General features: G+C 40.0%; 16 protein-coding genes. 11 read left to right on the top strand and 5 right to left on the bottom strand.

The genetic code is table 11. From position 1 onward, the window contains the following. Window positions 1-6 precede the first annotated feature (6 nt). Window positions 7-234 carry a group-specific protein gene (locus CSV80_RS09735; protein ID WP_099670674.1) on the top strand — a complete coding sequence of 76 codons (228 nt, stop codon included), beginning with the start codon at window positions 7-9 and terminating at the stop codon, window positions 232-234. Window positions 235-268: 34 nt separating this feature from the next. Here the strand turns inward: CSV80_RS09735 and CSV80_RS17515 are convergent, their stop codons facing one another. Beyond that, the gene (locus tag CSV80_RS17515) at window positions 269-424 is read right to left on the bottom strand and encodes a hypothetical protein (protein ID WP_155979523.1); all 156 of its coding nucleotides are present in this window, start codon (window positions 422-424) and stop codon (window positions 269-271) included. Window positions 425-499: 75 nt separating this feature from the next. Next, on the bottom strand, window positions 500-1,417 hold the full coding sequence (locus CSV80_RS09740) for a patatin-like phospholipase family protein (protein WP_099670675.1): 918 nt from the start codon (window positions 1,415-1,417) through the stop codon (window positions 500-502). A 170-nt stretch (window positions 1,418-1,587) separates the two neighbouring features. On the opposite strand from CSV80_RS09740, the gene CSV80_RS09745 reads away from it, so the two are divergent. Then, window positions 1,588-1,935 carry a DUF378 domain-containing protein gene (locus tag CSV80_RS09745; RefSeq protein ID WP_099670676.1) on the top strand — a complete coding sequence of 116 codons (348 nt, stop codon included), beginning with the start codon at window positions 1,588-1,590 and terminating at the stop codon, window positions 1,933-1,935. 139 nt (window positions 1,936-2,074) lie between these two features. On the opposite strand, the gene CSV80_RS09750 is transcribed toward CSV80_RS09745, so the two are convergent. After that, on the bottom strand, window positions 2,075-2,836 hold the full coding sequence (locus CSV80_RS09750; RefSeq protein WP_099670677.1) for a purine nucleoside phosphorylase YfiH/LACC1 family protein: 762 nt from the start codon (window positions 2,834-2,836) through the stop codon (window positions 2,075-2,077). Next, window positions 2,833-3,966 carry an amidohydrolase gene (locus CSV80_RS09755; protein ID WP_099670678.1) on the bottom strand — a complete coding sequence of 378 codons (1,134 nt, stop codon included), beginning with the start codon at window positions 3,964-3,966 and terminating at the stop codon, window positions 2,833-2,835. Before CSV80_RS09755 ends, CSV80_RS09750 begins: the two co-directional genes overlap by 4 nt. Before the next feature lie 510 nt (window positions 3,967-4,476). Between CSV80_RS09755 and CSV80_RS09760 the strand changes: the two genes are divergently transcribed. Further along, window positions 4,477-5,958 carry a BCCT family transporter gene (locus tag CSV80_RS09760; protein WP_099670679.1) on the top strand — a complete coding sequence of 494 codons (1,482 nt, stop codon included), beginning with the start codon at window positions 4,477-4,479 and terminating at the stop codon, window positions 5,956-5,958. A gap of 285 nt (window positions 5,959-6,243) precedes the next feature. Then, complete coding sequence (locus CSV80_RS09765; protein ID WP_099670680.1) at window positions 6,244-7,800, top strand: ABC-F family ATP-binding cassette domain-containing protein; 1,557 nt, start codon at window positions 6,244-6,246, stop codon at window positions 7,798-7,800. 171 nt (window positions 7,801-7,971) lie between these two features. On the opposite strand, the gene CSV80_RS09770 is transcribed toward CSV80_RS09765, so the two are convergent. After that, complete coding sequence (locus CSV80_RS09770; protein ID WP_099670742.1) at window positions 7,972-8,838, bottom strand: LysR family transcriptional regulator; 867 nt, start codon at window positions 8,836-8,838, stop codon at window positions 7,972-7,974. A gap of 115 nt (window positions 8,839-8,953) precedes the next feature. On the opposite strand from CSV80_RS09770, the gene CSV80_RS09775 reads away from it, so the two are divergent. The 7 genes from CSV80_RS09775 (at window position 8,954) to CSV80_RS09800 (ending at window position 14,218) form a co-directional block, all read left to right on the top strand. Then, window positions 8,954-9,649, top strand: a complete 696-nt coding sequence (locus CSV80_RS09775; RefSeq protein WP_099670681.1) for a CoA transferase subunit A — start codon at window positions 8,954-8,956, stop codon at window positions 9,647-9,649. A gap of 15 nt (window positions 9,650-9,664) precedes the next feature. Beyond that, the gene (locus CSV80_RS09780) at window positions 9,665-10,315 is read left to right on the top strand and encodes a 3-oxoacid CoA-transferase subunit B (protein ID WP_099670682.1); all 651 of its coding nucleotides are present in this window, start codon (window positions 9,665-9,667) and stop codon (window positions 10,313-10,315) included. Window positions 10,316-10,386: 71 nt separating this feature from the next. Then, window positions 10,387-10,926: a 3-hydroxyacyl-CoA dehydrogenase family protein gene (locus tag CSV80_RS18170; protein WP_369802819.1), complete on the top strand. Its 540-nt coding sequence runs from the start codon at window positions 10,387-10,389 to the stop codon at window positions 10,924-10,926. Beyond that, window positions 10,923-11,318 (top strand): 3-hydroxyacyl-CoA dehydrogenase family protein, encoded by a 396-nt coding sequence (locus tag CSV80_RS18175; RefSeq protein ID WP_369802820.1) that lies wholly within the window; start codon window positions 10,923-10,925, stop codon window positions 11,316-11,318. The genes CSV80_RS18170 and CSV80_RS18175 overlap by 4 nt, the downstream gene beginning before the upstream one ends. Window positions 11,319-11,641: 323 nt before the next feature. Beyond that, a complete protein-coding gene (locus CSV80_RS17815) occupies window positions 11,642-11,875 on the top strand; it encodes a GntR family transcriptional regulator (protein ID WP_099670683.1) in 234 nt (77 codons plus the stop codon). Beyond that, entirely contained in the window at window positions 11,875-12,075 is a 201-nt protein-coding gene (locus tag CSV80_RS17820) for a UTRA domain-containing protein (RefSeq protein WP_233201565.1), read from the top strand. The genes CSV80_RS17815 and CSV80_RS17820 overlap by 1 nt, the downstream gene beginning before the upstream one ends. Window positions 12,076-12,547: 472 nt before the next feature. Next, window positions 12,548-14,218: an amidohydrolase gene (locus tag CSV80_RS09800; protein ID WP_199083960.1), complete on the top strand. Its 1,671-nt coding sequence runs from the start codon at window positions 12,548-12,550 to the stop codon at window positions 14,216-14,218. Window positions 14,219-14,260: the final 42 nt, after the last annotated feature.

Genomic DNA, 14,260 nt, shown 5'->3' on the forward strand with positions numbered 1-14,260 from the left:
ATCTAGATGAGCAATTGTGAACTTGATCATACGCAACTAGACGTTGTAGAAAAATTGGCAGAGCAGCAATCCTTCATGCCAGAAGAGTTAGTGAAAAGCTGTGAGTTGTTTTTAAGTAAGCCATTGAATCAAGATACATTAAATGTGGTATTTCATTTACTGAAAAAATATGACTTGGCAACAGAAGAAGAACGCGCAGAACGTAATACTAAAATGCAACAGTTATTTCCATGAGCTAGACGATCCGTCTACTCTATATGATAAGTCATTACTGTACGTCACTTTGTAAAAGAGAAATCGCAGACTCAAGTAACTGAATATCTTGTAGGATAAAAGTTTTGATATCGGCGGGCGCAGTATGGTACTCGTCACTGAGTAGTTCAAGCTCTCGGATGAAAATAGAACTTTCATTTTGGTTGGTCATGATTGCAACCCTCCTTATAAGTCAATTTACCCCCTAAGATGGCGTTTTAAACTGTATTGAAATCAAATATTTCAATTACATTACATTTGGGTTGCTGACTAACTGAGACTTCGTTGGCGACCAAGTTAGCAAGAATTCCTGGGTACGACTACGTCCGATAGACAGCAAGTCATCCATTTGCTCTTCACTCAAATCAAATTGTGTCGCACTATAATTTTCTACGGGAATGAAGACTATGTTTTGCACATGTCGTTTTGAGATATATTTTTCATCATGCGCATTCTTCATAGTAGAGAATAACGCTTCGAATAATTGCATAGCATTTCGAATGGTGCGGCCGGGTACTTCATCTTGATTGCGACTCAATTTGATCCCAATTACGGGTAGTTTACGCGACGATGTATCTTCGTCAAAAATCCACATCGGGAAATTACTTAATACGCCGCCGTCTACGACAATCGTTCCTTTTGGTGCATCGAGACGTACAGGTTCAAAAAAGTAGGGGATACCACAACTCATACGCAGTGCCTTTGCAATGGAAAATCGATCAGCATCATATCCGTATTCCTGTAAATCATCAGGAAGTACCATCATCTTGCCATTTGTTAAGTCAGATGCGACCAATTTTAACGAGCCTTTTGGAAGATCACCAAACGCATAACAACCTTTACGCGCAAGCTTCTCAAAAAACCAATCCTCCAACGCCTTTCCTTGATACAAACCCATTCTCCAATAAAGCGAGACCCATTTCATAAAGGGGAATGGCAATAGAGTCTTTCGCGGATCCAGCAGAGCTTGAAAATCTTCTTCAGCCAACATGACTTCAATTTCATCGGCTGTATAGCCGGCCGCCAAAAAACTCGCAACAATAGCTCCTGCACTTGTGCCAGCTACGTTTTTAAATTGATAACCTTGTTTTTCCAACTCTTGCACCGCTCCAACTAGCGCAAAACCTTTTAAACCTCCGCCTGAAAACACGCCATTTATTCGCACTGTATCCCTGCTTTCATTTTTATTGGTCTACTACTGTAAGGTCTTCGCAACAGAAATAGAACAATATTTATGTGGAAATGTATGAAAATTCTCTTTCGGTGAACTATAATAAAGAATCTATACAAACATGTACAGGATTCAATTATAGATTGTTGGAGGAGGTGTGCAACATGAGCGTATTTATGCGGATTGCACTGACGTTAGTGATTATTGGTGCTCTTAACTGGGGATTGATCGGCTTTTTCAACTTTGATTTGGTTGCCAGCGTATTTGGAGGACAAGACACGATTCTTGCGAAGATTGTCTATGCCATTGTGGGACTGAGCGGATTGGCAGCGATTGGACTTTTAGTTAAATCGAATGAAGAGATTATTGTCGACGAGGATGAGAAAAGAGAGCCCCATAAGCAGTTCGATCGAATTCGGAATGTGAATTACAACACAGAATTTGGGGAAGAACTGGATATGATGGAGAAGCGTAAAAAAGTGGATCGATCACGTAAGGACCCTAAAGAATGATCAAAGAGTGTTCTCGTGTTAAAGCGGGAACACTTTTTAGTGTAGTGGTGAGAAAAAGTCGCCTATCCGAATTACCGGTCAGGCGATATCAACTAGCATTGAAATGAAAAGCGCAGTGAGGAGATCCTCACTGCGTTTTTTAGATTGTCCTCCTGATAAAGCTAACATGACGACCGGCTTGTCTATCTTGACGATAGGAAAAGCTGTCTGGACTTAGGAGTGTACATGTACGGTCGATTGTAATATTGGCTTCAGGAATTCCAGCCAACGTGCATTGTTTCTTCACAGTCAGTTGGTTATCAATATGATATTTTCGTGTTACCGCATTATAGGATATGAATTCGTCTGCATAGCCGAGGTTGTGAAACATCGTATAGACATCTTCATCGACTTCAAATTTTTCTTGACTGAGTGCTGCACCGATTTGGACATGAACACGACTCAGGTCACAGTGCTCGTATTGCTGTAGATGGTGGAACAGCTTTGGTGTGATTTCCTTCACCGTGCCTTGCCAACCGGAATGAATGGCTCCAATCAATGGACTAGCTTCACTGTAAAATAATATAGGTACGCAGTCCGCCGTTAAACTGCACAGCACGATATCTGATTCAAGTGTATACAGTGCATCTGTGTCGGGAATTGCCGTATCTTGTCGCAATGCACCTTTACCTCTTTCTTGTGCAGTCACTTTATGAAAGTTTGCGCTATGTGTTTGATTGGCAAATACGAAATCTTCCAAATTACATTGCAAAAAATTCGCCAACTGTCGGCGATTGTTCATCACGTCAACGGGTGAAACGCATGCATGTAAAGCAGTATTATTGCACTCAGGTTGACTGCAATCTTTCAGGGTCATACCTAGTAGGATATTGTTATGGTCTTGATAGATGGTTGTTTTCATAACTCTCGATCCGCATTCAGCAATAGTTGCGTTAGAATTTGTGCACCATAAATTAAGGCATCGGTATTAAACGACATCTGGGGATGATGCAAGCCTGGTTTCAAATCACAACCGAGTCCAATCATCGTGGCAGGAATTTCAGGCGTTTTCCACGTGTAGAAATGAAAGTCTTCCGCCCCTTGAGAAATACATGGTCCATCTATGTTTTCTTCACCTAATACTGAGCCGATCGCCTGTTGTGCCAGTTGGATTGCTGTGGCATTTTCCGTAGCAGCAGGTGAATAGCCTTCTTCCTCATAAGCAATCTTCGTCTCTGTCAGTGCAGCAGTGTGCTGTATGATGTGGCGGGCTTTTGCCAGCAAAGCATCCATCGTCTCATTCGTTTCAGCGCGAACGTCGAGCGTAAATCGAGCGCTGGCGGGGATGGAGTTACTTGTTTCACCACCATGTAGCTCTGTAATTTTGATGGAAAACTTTTTATTGCCTGGCAAGCGGATCTGACGCAGTGACTGGATTAGGAAACTCGCTGCTTCAATTGGGTTATTACCTTCTTCAGGTCTCGCTGCATGCGCAGGTGTACCTGTGATCGTGCCTATAATAGTTGCAGACGATCCATGTAAAATTGCAGGGGCAGATTTACCAAACGGAACTTCGGTATGTGGACGTACGTGCAGGCCGCCTAGAAATAGAACATCTTCAAGCACGCCTTCTTTCATCATTTGCAACGCACCTTCTGCCAACTCTTCTGCAGGTTGGAAAATGAATCGGATCGTATGATGTAAATCTGTTTCGCTGTTCTTTAATGCTAGTGCGGTATATAACGCCATTGTACTGTGTGCGTCATGTCCGCACGAGTGGTTAGCTATTACTTCGCCGTCGACTTCCTGTACCAGTGCATCCATATCTGCACGCAACGCAATGACGCCCTTCGTACGACCGGCAATTTCTGCGATGAAGCCGTGATGCCCATTGTAGGTAGTGATACTTAATCCGGCAGATGAAAGCTGATCCTGTAAATAACATGAAGTCTGCTGCTCTTGCCAACTAGGTTCAGCAATAGCATGCAGGTCTTGATAGGTCTGTAGGATTTCCTTTTTATGAAGTTCTATATAGTTTAGTGGATCAGACATTATGCATTACCTCCGTTTGTATGAAGTGGATGATCTTAAAAGTAAAACATATTGACTAGTATACAGCAATGAAGGTGACTATTCGTCAAGAATTAATGGACTTTTCAAAAACGGTTACTTGAACATAATAAAGTAATAGCTCGCACCATCAATGGAAGGAGAATTTTTATGAAACTTATAATAATAAAGAATTCTAAAAAACTATCTACGATGTATTGTGGGTTCCGTTAGCGCACACGACGCCACCTATTGGATTCGCTGATTTTGTAAAAGGCTTTGAACCCCATCCAATGAAAAGTGATAATTTTACAGTTGATTTCTACTAGTAAAATATAGTGGTGAAAATAAAATGAGATAGTTTGAGACGTAGAAGAAGACTTACTACAATGGGGTTTAGGCTATATCATGTTCTAATTAAATCAAATAAATTGCTTGTATTCATTTGATTTCTAGTTTTTTTTACAGTATAGTGTAAACCTGCTTGTGTAATTTATCTCTAAAGGGGGAACTATGAAGAAAATATCAAAGGTTTTTTATATTACCATTGTCTTAATAATAATTGCGGTAGGATATGGAGTAATAAATCCAGTACATTTCGAGGAAATCACTTCAGCTGGTAAAGCTTTTGTAGCATCAACATTTGGTTGGTACTATATGTTAATTATGACAGCGCTACTGTTGCTCAGTATTTTTATGATATTCAGTCCATACGGTAAAATCCGTTTAGGAAAAGATACAGATCGTCCGCAATTCTCTACGATTACGTGGATTGCGATGTTATTCTCGGCTGGGATGGGAATCGGACTCGTTTTCTACGGTGCCGCAGAACCATTATCCCATTACGCAGTACCAGCAACAGAGGATCCGCTAACACCTGCTGCTTTTAAAGAATCTATGCGGAAAACATTTCTACACTACGGTCTTCATATCTGGGCTTTGTATGGAATGGTCGCATTGGCATTGGCATACTTCCAGTTCAGAAAAGGCGAACCAGGCCTAATCTCAACAACATTGAAGCCAATCTTCGGAGAAAAAGTAAAAGGTCCTTTAGGAACAGTAATTGACGTACTTGCAGTTTTTGCAACTGCTTTCGGTGTGGCAACTTCACTAGGATTAGGTGCTGTTCAAATTAACGCAGGATTGGATTACTTGTTTGGCTTTACGATAGGTATCCAATCGCAAGTTATTATCGTGACGGTCGTAACGGTACTATTTATTGGATCAGCCTGGTCTGGATTAAGTAGAGGGATTCGCTATCTGTCCAATATCAATTTGATATTAGCAGTAGCTCTTTTAGGATTAATTCTTATTCTTGGACCTACTTTATTGATCTTTAATATGTTCACGGATTCAGTTGGTGGTTATTTTACAAATCTCATCGATATGAGTATGGGCACAGCTCCACTCAATGGTGAAAATCGTGGATGGTTAGATGGATGGACTATATTTTATTGGGCTTGGTGGATCTCTTGGTCACCATTCGTCAGTATGTTCATTGCGCGAGTGTCTAAAGGGCGTACAATCCGTGAATTTATGGCAGGTGTCTTGCTTGTACCTTCATTCTTTGGGTTCTTATGGTTCTCAACGTTTGGTACTACAGCAATCGAAATGCAGAATAACGGAGTAGCAGATCTGGCTTCTTTAAATATTGAAGTAGTTGCATTCGAAATGTTTCACGCAATGCCACTTTCATTAGTTCTATCATTGTTCGCGATTCTTTTAGTGACATCGTTCTTCATCACGTCGGCTGACTCAGCGACTTACGTGTTGGGCATGCAGTCAACGTATGGTTCGTTGACACCGCCAAACTCCGTAAAAGTGGTTTGGGGTATCATTGTTTCGACAATTGCATTGATTTTGCTTTCAGCAGGTGGACTTCTTGCCTTGCAAAATACAATCATCATAGCGGCCTTGCCATTCTCGTTCGTCATCTTACTGATGATGTATGCGTTGTTCAAGTCAATGAATGAAGAGCTATATAAAATGAAATAAAAGGAAGGAACATGCGAATTATTTTGCATGTTCCTTTTTTATAAGAAAAGGACAGGTAAGCAGAGGGGCGACGTTTCACTACGTACAATTTGTAGCTAGTTCTTAAGTTTATAAAAGGTAATATAATCAGTAAATAAACTAGATATTCTTGAAGTAACGAAAACTAATTTCAGTTGCTCTAAACTACATATTGTTTTCTCTTTTCTTAAGTAATTATAAGCATAGGATGTTAAAATAACGTAGATAAGTTGGATTGAAACAATGGAAAAGGAATAGGTGTACAATATGAGTTTATTAACAGTAAAAAATATTAGCCATGGATTCGGTGACCGTGTAATTTTTGAAGATGTGTCATTTCGTCTATTAGCAGGTGAACATATAGGATTAGTAGGTGCGAATGGAGAAGGTAAATCTACGTTTATGAATATCATTACGCATAAGCTGGAGCCGGATGCGGGAACTGTCACGTGGTCAAAGCGTGTTCGCATCGGATACTTAGATCAACATGCGGCTTTGAAGCAGGGGATGTCCATCCGTGATGTATTGCGCACAGCATTCCAATATTTATACGATATGGAAACTGAAATGAATAGCCTCTTTGCGAAAATGGGTGAAGTGGAGCCGGATGAACTGGAAAGTTTGCTTGAAGATACTGGACAAATTCAAGAATCTCTGGAGCAGAGTGATTTTTATATGATTGACGCAAAAGTAGAAGAAGTTGCAAATGGTCTTGGACTCGATGAATTTGGTTTGAATACTGACGTGAATGACTTGAGTGGTGGCCAGCGTACAAAAGTATTACTGGCTAAATTGCTGCTTGAAAAGCCCGATATCTTATTGCTTGATGAACCAACGAACTACTTGGACGTCGAGCATATTGAATGGTTGCGTACGTACTTACAAGAGTATCCAGGGGCATTCATTTTGATATCGCATGATATTCCATTTTTGAACAGTGTCATTAACTTGATTTATCATATGGAAAATCAACAGGTCAATCGTTATCCTGGCGACTATGACGAGTTTTTGCGTGTGCGTGAAATGAGATTGCAACAAGTCGAAGCTGCTTATAAAAAGCAACAAAAAGAAATTTCCCATCTGAAGGATTTTGTAGCTCGCAATAAGGCGAATGCAGCAACCAGTCGAATGGCAATGTCCCGCCAGAAGAAGCTGGATAAGATGGACATTATAGAGTTAGATTCTGAAAAACCAAAGCCACATTTTGATTTCAAAATGGCAAGGACACCCGGGAAATATTTATTTGAAACGACAGATCTAGTGATTGGATACGATGAACCGCTATCGAAGCCTTTAAATCTATCTATGGAACGTGGACAGAAAATCGCTCTTGCTGGAGCAAACGGAATCGGTAAAACGACACTGTTGAAAAGTATTCTCGGGGAAATAAACGCTCTTTCCGGTAAAGTGGAGCAAGGTGAGCATCTATCAATTGGTTACTTTGAACAGGAAATGAAAACAGACACAGAGCATACGTGCTTGGAAGAAATTTGGAGTGAGTTCCCACACTTTGCGCAATATGAAGTACGCGCAGCTTTAGCGCGTGTTGGATTAACTACGAAACATATTGAAAGTAAAGTAAAAGTATTAAGTGGGGGAGAGCGTGCAAAGGTACGTCTTTGTAAGCTGGTAAATAGCGAAACAAATTTACTAGTATTGGATGAGCCCACAAACCACTTGGACTATGATGCAAAAGAAGAACTGAAACGTGCTTTGAAAGAATATAAAGGAAGCATCTTACTCATTTCACACGAGCCTGACTTTTATGAAGATGTAGTATCTACTATTTGGAATGGTGAGACGTGGACTACGAAGATGTTCTAAACAAACAATACTGTTCCACGTGAAACAAAAATCCAACCGATGCCGGTTGGATTTTTGTTTCAGTTACGCATCTCCAAGTGCTGACAACATGATAGGGTGTAGGCGCGTTTCATTCAGTACTTGTGATCATTGGTACAATCCGTTTCTTTGTAGAAATCAATTCAATTGTTCTCAAAATAATTGCATAAATTTTTTCAACGCAAATGAATGATAACTGTTCTTCTTAGTGACGATGCCAAGCTCCCATAGTAAAGGCGGTTCTTGAAGGGGAATCATCTTTATGTTTTTATTCGTAAACTTCGTTGAGATGGATTGAGGAAGAAGCGTGATACCTAGTTTGGCCGCCACCAGTTCAATGATTAAATCCCATTGGGAGCTTTCATACGATATAGTCGGATTAAACCCTGCCTCTTTACAGGCGCCTATAATATAGCGGTGTAAGGCAAAGCTTTTAGAAAATAGGATGAGTTGTTCATTTTTTAACTCAGATAATGCGACAGCATCTCGTTTCGCAAATGGATGATCAGTATGGACGAACAGAAAGAATTCATCTGATATAAAAGGATGGACCTGGAAAATATCTTGATTGGTCGGCAACACAATAATACCAGCATCAATCTGACCTTTATCTACAAGCTCTTCTACTACTTTAGCACCCAGTTCGTGCAACTCGATTTTAATATGGGGATAATTCTTTGAAAGGTTTTTAGCGATCTGTGGAAAGAACAGTGTGCCAATCAAAGGTGGCATGCCGATTTTAATTTCTCCCGACACGCCCTCGGCGAGGTCTTCGAGTAAGACAGGAAGCTCTCCAAGTAATTGTAGAATTTGCTGTCCTTGCTCATATACAATGTCTCCCGCATCCGTCAATCGAAGGCTGCGTGTAGAACGGTTGAAAAGTATGACATTGAGTTCTTCTTCAAGTTTTTTCACTGATTTACTTAAAGAGGGCTGTGAAATATATGAATATTCAGCGGCTTTTGTAAAGCTTAAATGGTCTGCTACGTGTATAAAAGCTCGAAAGTCTTTGAGTTCGATGATCATCCAACCTTTCATTTATGCATATTAAGAATAAAATTCATTCACAATATTCATTTTACATATAAGTCAGAAATCTGTACACTATTATTAAAGAGTCGGAGGAGGTTACAGTATGAGTAAAGTAATGAATTCATTCATGGAAGCGGTTTCAGATATTCAAGACGGTGCTACGTTAATTGTAGGAGGCTTCGGATTATGCGGTATTCCGGAAAAATCCATTGAGGCGTTACAGAATCGTGGCGTGAAAGATTTAACTGTAGCTAGTAATAACTGTGGAGTAGATGATGCAGGTCTTGGGAGGTTGCTAGTGAATAAACAGATTAAAAAGATGATTGCTTCGTATGTTGGAGAAAACAAGACTTTTGAAAAGCAGTTCCTTAACGGGGAGTTAGAAGTGGAACTGAGTCCGCAGGGAACACTTGCCGAGAGGATTAGAGCCGGGGGTGCAGGGATTCCTGGATTCTACACAGCAACAGGGGTTGGCACGCCCATTGCAGAAGGTAAAGAAACGAAAGAGTTTAACGGTAAGACGTATCTGCTTGAAGAAGGGATCGTTGGAGACTTTGCGCTTGTGAAAGCCTGGAAGGCCGATACCCTTGGGAATTTAGTGTACCGCAAGACGGCAATGAACTTTAATCCACTTGCTGCGATGGCAGGAAAAATAACAATTGCGGAAGTAGAAGAAATCGTGGAAGCAGGCGAACTTACTCCAGAAGAAATTGATACACCGGGTATTTATGTACAGCGAGTTTTACTTGGCACGGATTATGAAAAACGTATTGAGCGCTTAACAGTGAGAAAAACGTAAAAAGGAGAGATGAACATGTCAGAAACACGAAATACAATCGTTAAACGTGCGGTAGAAGAAATTCAGGACGGTATGAATGTTAACCTCGGTATCGGTATGCCAACACTTGTCGCCAATGAAATTCCAGATGGGATGACGGTTTTATTGCAGTCGGAAAACGGCTTGCTTGGTATCGGTCCTTATCCTGTAGAAGGGCAAGAGGATGCAGATCTGATCAATGCTGGAAAAGAAACCATTACGACAGTCCCTGGTTCATCCTTCTTTAATAGCGCGGAATCGTTTGCGATGATCCGCGGTGGACATATTGACTTGGCAATTCTTGGCGGTATGGAAGTTTCAGAAAACGGAGACTTGGCTAATTGGATGATTCCAGGAAAAGTCGTTAAAGGAATGGGCGGTGCAATGGACTTAGTTGTCGGTGCAAAACGTGTCGTAGTGATCATGGATCATGTCAATAAACACGGTGAATCGAAAGTTAAGAAAACGTGTTCGTTGCCGTTGACGGGTCTTGGTGTTGTAGACCGACTCATCACGGACTTGGCTGTATTTGATTTTACGAAGAGCGGCATGGTGCTCGTTGAAACATCTGCTGGTATTTCAATAGACGAAGTTAAAGGTAAGACAGGAGCAACGTTTACGGTTTCACCGGACTTCATAATTAGATAATACATTTTGACGATACCCTCTATTGTAGGTATCGTCTTTTGCTTTCACATGACAGACTTGGAGGTAGGTTTATGGAAAGAATAGCGATCATAGGATGCGGTACAATGGGTCATTCCATTGCACTGAGTGTTGCGTGGGCTGGATACGATGTGACGATGCATGGCATAGCCGCTGAAGAGCTCGAGTGCGCACAGGCAAGCATTGCAAGTAAATTGAAAGTGCTAACGGATAATGACTTATTGGCGTTTGAAGAAGTGGAATTAGTGAAAGAGAGAGTAACTACAGTAACTACAATAGAAGAAGCTGTGAAAGATGCGACGTTCATTATCGAAGCGGTGCCTGAACGTCTAGAGTTGAAGCAACAAATCTTCAAGCAACTGGATCAGCTTTGTGATCCGTCCGTCATTCTGGCAAGTAATACTTCGGCAATCAGTCCGACAGCTATCGCGGATCAAACAATACACCCTGAACGCACAGTCATCACACACTTTTGGCATCCGGCGCACTTAATTCCATTAGTCGAAGTAGTTAGAGGAGCCAGAACGAATAATGAAACAGTTGAACGTTCCATAGCACTACTGAATGAGCTAATAAGAAGCCAATCGAAGTGAAAAAGGAAGCACCCGGCTTCGTAGGAAATCGTTTGCAATTCGCTTTATTGCGTGAAGCACAGCATATTCTACAAGAAGGAATCGCGACGAAAGAAGATATAGATGCTGCGGTGCTTTATAGTATCGGTAGAAGATTACCTGTCACCGGTCCTTTCCTATCAGCAGATATGGGTGGTTTGGATGTATACACAGACATATCAAATTATCTATATAAGGACTTATCGAATGCAAAACAATCCGCAACAAGTATGCAGGAATTATTGGACGCGGGAGAACTCGGCAGTAAAACAGGTAAAGGGTATTATGAGTGGAATTCTACATTTACTGAGGAGATAAATTCTGCACGAGAAAAAGAGCTGATCCGTTATATGAAGCAAGATAGAGGGTTATGAAGGGGAAATGCCAGAACACCCTAGATGGGATGTTCTGGCATTTCTCTTCTAATAGTTCGTCTAATATCAAATATTAATTCAGTATAATAGGTCAATCTTATTAGTAGTAATTTTAATATTTATGAATATTTAATGGAGAATACTATCAGTTAATTTCTTCGAACTGTTCATTGCATGCTTGTATGGAAAATCATGAATTTGAAAATATAGGTAATAATCAAATGGTTGCACACTAACAAATTATTCCATAGAATATACTGAATTACGGACAAATCATTGAAATAATAGTTGGCTTCTAAACTAACGAGAAAGGATAATGCATTGTGAAGTTAGATCCTAACAGTCCCTTACCACTGCATGTTTCACTTAAAGATATAATCAAGAACTCTATCGAGCAAGGTTTTTATGAAAAGAAGATTCCTAGTGAAAGGGAGTTAACAGAGCAGCATGAAGTGAGTCGAGCTACAGTAAGGGAAGCTGTAGCTCAACTAGTTCGAGAAGGTATACTGGAAAAGAGACACGGCAGGGTTTTACAGATGATGGCGAGATATATGTAATTAAGAGGCTTAGATACGCTTATGAAACACCGCTAGCTATTGAAACTCACTATTATCCTGTATACATTGGAATGAAATTGTCAGAGCTGGATATTGCTACAGAAGCACTCTATGACCTCCATGAAAATAAACTACATATTCAATTGTCAGATGCCGAACAAATTATAACGAGTAACACTTTGAATAGTGAAGACGCATAACTATTAGGGATTAACCAATCAGATAACACCCTACAGACGGAGAGATTTTTGACAGATACAAAGGGTGCTTTGATTGAATACTATATAGCGAATTGTAAAGCCGATATGTATTCTTTTCATATCAAGCTATCAAGAGAAAAGTGAGTATATTTTATGTTTTTATTCATTAGTTATTTTAATCTTATAGTGAAATTTTTAAAATCTTATCCGTAAACATTTGTAATAGATGTTTACAGAGAAGATTTTTTATATAGACAGTAAAGGTCAAGAAAAAAAGAGATAGGGAAACTATGACAGTTAAATTTAAATAAATCTGACTAGTGTGAATATATTGTATACATGCAACTTTACATGTGCTAGTATATAAACAATCTTAACTGGTACGGACAACATGATGAGTTAAGAATTACGGTTATTTTGTCTCGGAAAGACGTAAGACATTCGTATTTAAATCAACATTTACTAAACTCATATGGATTGGAATGAGGACAACGTGATAAAAGCAGACTTGATTATTTATAATGGCACAGTTTTAACACTGGATAAAGTCAACACTGAGGGGCGTTCGCTAACTAGTTATAAGGGGCGTATAACAGGAGTATGGAATACAGAAAGACCACCTGAAAAACAAATAACACGATCTGAAAAAACAGTGGAAATAGACTTGAATGGAAAAACAATTATGCCTGGGTTTGTAGATACTCATAATCATTTGCTGATGTACTCTCAGAATAAAGCCCAAGTAAACTGCACATCTCCTTTACATAAAAATATAAAGGATTTACAAACGAACATAGCCAAAGAGTCTTTAGCTAAAGAAAAAGGAGAGTGGATTCTAGGGTATGGATATGACGATACAATGCTTGATGAAAAACGTCATCCAACCATAAAGGACCTAGATGCAATTAGCACAGATCATCCAATTTTCATTCGACACATTTCGGGTCACCTGGCTGTAGCTAATTCGGTTGCCTTAAAGATTGCTGGAGTAGATAAAGATACGCCTAAACCTAATGGTGGTTATTTTGGAAAAGATAGAAATGGGGAACTTACAGGAGTACTTTATGAACCAGGTGCAATGGATATAGTATTTGACGCAGTACCTGTTCCAAGTACTGAAGAAATTGTTGAACTAATAAGACGTGGAGCTGTCGATTATCTTGCGCAAGGTATTACAACGAATACAGACGCGGGTGTAGGCTTACATTTACTCAAGCTAGAATATGATGCACATATACTTGCTGTTCAAAAAAAGGCGAATCCTATGAAAATGCGTCTAATGATATTGAGTTATCTGTTAGAAAAGGGTGGAGACTTCAGTGAGTATAGTGCTGCGGAACTTGATGCGGAAATACGAGGAAAGACAAATGGCCGAGCGAAGCTGGATAGTGCAAAGCTATTTCAAGATGGATCAATCCAAGGGTTAACAGGAGCATTGCGAGAACCATATTACTGCAATCCTAAACTGTATGGTGATTTAATCTACACGCAAGAGCAATTAAATAATTATGTAATGGACTTTCATCAAAGAGGATTTAGGATTGCTACGCACGGCAATGGAGACTATGCAATAAATTCTGTTATTGAAGCGTATGAAAGCGCTATCAAAACAGGGGGGGAGCGTGATCATCGTCATCGGATTGAACATGTTCAAACAGCTACAGAGGATGATCTAAAAAAGATGAAATCGCTAGATATCGCGGCCTCATTCTTTATAAATCATATTTACTACTGGGGTGATCGTCACCGTGATATCTTCCTCGGTCCAGACCGAGCTAAGCGAATGAATGCGCTACGGGAGGCTGATGACCTTGATATGTTATATACACTTCATTCTGATTGTCCAATTACACCGATTTCTCCACTTTTCTCAATATGGGCAGCTGTCAATCGGATTACGCGAGATGGGGAAGTGTTAGGTGAAGATCAGAAGATAGATGTAGAGACTGCATTGAAGTCTATGACAATTTATGGTGCAGAGCTAAACTTTGAAGAAGATGAGGTAGGGAGTATTGAGGTAGGCAAAGCCGCCGATTTCGTAGTATTAGAAGAAAATCCAATAACCATTGATCCAATTAAAATAAAGGACATTCAAATAGAAATGACTATCATAGATGGTGAATTAGTTTATAAGAGTTCATGAAACAACTCACATCTATAGAGAACACACGCATAATTGGGGGAA

This window comes from Sporosarcina sp. P12(2017) (assembly GCF_002743035.1).
Taxonomy (GTDB): Bacteria; Bacillota; Bacilli; order Bacillales_A; family Planococcaceae; genus Sporosarcina; species Sporosarcina ureae.